At 41.6% G+C, this 3354-nt stretch carries 3 protein-coding genes; all 3 read right to left on the bottom strand.

Annotation, left to right across the window (positions count from 1 at the left end):
* On the bottom strand, positions 1 to 195 hold a 195-nt coding region (locus ACTF6W_RS07400), incomplete at its 3' end, for an enoyl-CoA hydratase/isomerase family protein (protein WP_438993903.1).
* 10 nt (positions 196 to 205) lie between these two features.
* Entirely contained in the window at positions 206 to 1909 is a 1704-nt protein-coding gene (locus tag ACTF6W_RS07405) for a GMC oxidoreductase (RefSeq protein ID WP_438993904.1), read from the bottom strand.
* Positions 1910 to 3354, bottom strand: a 1445-nt coding sequence (locus ACTF6W_RS07410) for a GMC oxidoreductase (RefSeq protein WP_438993905.1), incomplete at its 5' end; no start/stop codon positions are given.

Below are 3354 nucleotides of genomic sequence, written 5' to 3' on the forward strand. Positions count from 1 at the left end.
CGAAAAGAACCCACCCTCACCCGTCAAAATCACCGCTCGTATACTTTCATCTATTGCTATTTTTTCTGCCGCGTCAATTAAACCGTCAAGAACATCAACGGTAAGAGAATTATATTGTTTTGGGCGATTGATTTTCACAATTGCAATGGCTGGGTTTTCTTCCGATTTTGAAATGATGACGGATTGATCGCTCACCAAGCTCTCCCTATAACTTTCCTGATTTTAATTCGGATGATGCAAATTCAACCGCGCGCGCCGTTAGCGCCATATACGTTAGCGATGGATTTTGACAAGCCGATGATGTCATGCATGCTCCATCGGTTACAAAAACATTATCAACTTCATGACATTGGTTATGTCCGTTTAAAACCGATGTCTTCGGGTCATGCCCCATCCTCGCCGTACCCATTTCATGAATACCAATACCGGGTTTTGCATTTTCATTCAAATACCCTTTAACATTTTTAAGTCCCAAATCTTTTAACATTTGAACGGTAACATCAACAATTTCCCGGCGCATTGTCCAATCATTCTCACCATATTCACAGTCAATATGAAGTAACGGTATCCCCCATTGATCTTTCTTTGTTTTATGAAGGCTTACATGATTTTTATAATCTGGCAGCATTTCACCAAAACCCGAAATGCTAAATGTCCATGGCCCGGGTGTTTTAAAACTTTCTTTAAAATCAGCACCGAACCCTTTTTTCGATGTGCCCTCACGCCATCCAAGGCGCTGTGCACTTCCTTGATAACCAAATCCGCGATAATATTTTTCTTGCTTGCCATTTAAATTCTGAAAACGTGGGATATAAATACCTGTGGCACGACGACCAACGTAATATTTATCTTCAAATCCTTCAAATTCACCGCTGGCACCTTGTGCATAAAGGTGATCCATCAAATAATGGCCTAATGTACCACTGCCATTAGCAAACCCATTTTGAAATGTTTCACTGGTGGAATTCAACAAAATTTGTGTTGTACCAAGGGTCGATGCGCACATAAATACGACTTTCGCTTTATATGTTTTACCAACCTTACTTTCAGCATCAATGACACGAACGCCCGATGCCTTCTTAGTATCAGGATCATATTCTAGCGACTCTACAACTGCATTATTAACAATGGTCAAATTACCTGTATTTCTTGCTGCTGGTAATGTCGCAGAAAGACTAGAAAAATAAGCACCAAATGAACAACCACGCTGACATTGATTTCGATTTTGGCATGTACCTCGCCCTAACGCTTGTTGTTCTTCAGTTGGTTCTGTCAAATGTGCTGCTCGACCAATTATAAGCTGTCTTTCATCGCCATATAAGTTTTGCATGCGTTCTTTAATTACCTTTTCAACACAATTAAGCTCCATGGGTGGTTGAAATTTTCCATCTGGCAAATGAGGGATACCGTCGTTATTCCCTGTAATTCCTGCAAATGTTTCAACATGGTCATACCATTTTTCAATATCTTTATACCGGATCGGCCAATCAACACCGTGGCCATCTTTTTTATTTGCTTCAAAATCAAGATCACCAAGGCGATAACTTTGGCGATGCCAAGTTAAAGAACGCCCTCCCGTATGATATCCCCTGATCCAGCTAAATTCTTTTCCTTCTTCTTGGGAATAAGGGTGTTCTTTATCGTTCACGAAAAAATGTTTGGTGCTGTCTAAAAATGCATAACATTTTTCTTGTGTGGGATATTCGCTGTTTGATAATTTGCGGTCAACACGATCACGAAACTTCATCTCCCATGGGCCTAGTCCTTCTCCCACATAATCCGTCTGATGTTCAACGTGCCTTCCTCGTTCAAGGACAAGTGTTTTAAATCCTTTTTCTGTAAATTCCTTAGCAGCCCAGCCCCCGGACATGCCTGACCCCACAACGATAACATCAAATTCTTCGGACATTTATAATTTTCCCATCTTCATATTTTTAACGGCATAATCCACCGCCCGCGCCGTAAACGCCATATATGTCAAAGAAGGATTCTGACATGCGCTTGAGGCCATAGCTGCCCCATCAGTGATAAAAACATTATCCACATCATGGCATTGGTTATACCCATTTAAGACTGCTTCATGGGGATCATTGCCCATACGTGCCGTTCCCATTTCATGGATACTAAGACCAAGGCTATCTTCAGTGTTATAGGTTTTGATGTTTTTAAGCCCGGCAGCTTGCATGATTTTTACAGCCTCTTCACGCATTGCTTTACGGATTTTCTTATCATTTTCACCGAACTTAGCATTAATATGAAGCTGCGGCATACCCCATTTATCTTTCTTGGTTTTATGTAGCGTCACACGATTATCTGCCATGGGCAGCATTTCACCGTACCCTTCAAGATTCACTTCCCAAACCCCAGGTGTTTTAAAGCTTTCCTTAAATTCAGCACCAAACCCTTTATCATTTAAGCGGCTAGACCATCCAAGTCGTTCACTTCCGCCCTGATAAGCATACCCGCGCAAGAAGTCTTCTTCATCACGTTCAAGGTTTGTAAAGCGAGGCAAATAAATACTATTGGGTTTTCGTCCAATATAATAATGATCTTGAAAGCCATGTATTTCGCCTGTCGCACCTGTAAAAGCAAGATGATCCATTAAATAACGACCGACCGCATCGCTGCTATTGGCAAAACCATTCTTAAAAGTCTCACTTGTTGAATTTAGCAGTATTTGCGCCGTCCCCAATGTTGAAGCACAGAGAAAGATAATTTTTGCAGAATAAATTCTTTTTTCTTTCGTATTACTATCAATAATGCGGACGCCCGTCGCTTTTTTCGTTTTTTCATCATAAATAACACTATGAACAATACTGTCCGTCACTATGGTCATATTACCCGTACGTTCCGCCGCTGGCAAAGTGGCTGACTGACTTGAAAAATAAGCCCCTAATGAACAACCGCGTTGACATTGATTGCGGGATTGACAAGTTCCCCTACCAAGTTCCATATGGACATCCGATGGTTCCGTCAAATGAGCACAACGCCCCGGTATTAGACGGCGGTCATCAAATGAATTTTCTATTCTTTTTGCAAACTCATCTTCCGCACAGTTAAAACCGATTGGCGGTAAAAATTTACCGTCTGGCAATTGATCCAGCCCTTCCATAGTGCCGCTAACGCCAACAAATTCTTCCACATAATCATACCAGCGTTCCATATCTTTGTACCTGACGGGCCAGTCAGTTCCGTAACCATCACGGGCATTTGATGAAAAATCAAGATCGCCCCATCGATAGCTCTGGCGGTGCCAAAGAAGCGAACGCCCACCTAGGTGATGTCCCCTAATCCATTCGAAATTATTTCCTTCTTCAGTAGAATAAGGATAATCAATATCATCAGCAAAAAAGT

The sequence above is a fragment of the Pseudemcibacter sp. genome (genome assembly GCF_965661635.1).
GTDB lineage: Bacteria > Pseudomonadota > Alphaproteobacteria > Sphingomonadales > Emcibacteraceae > Pseudemcibacter.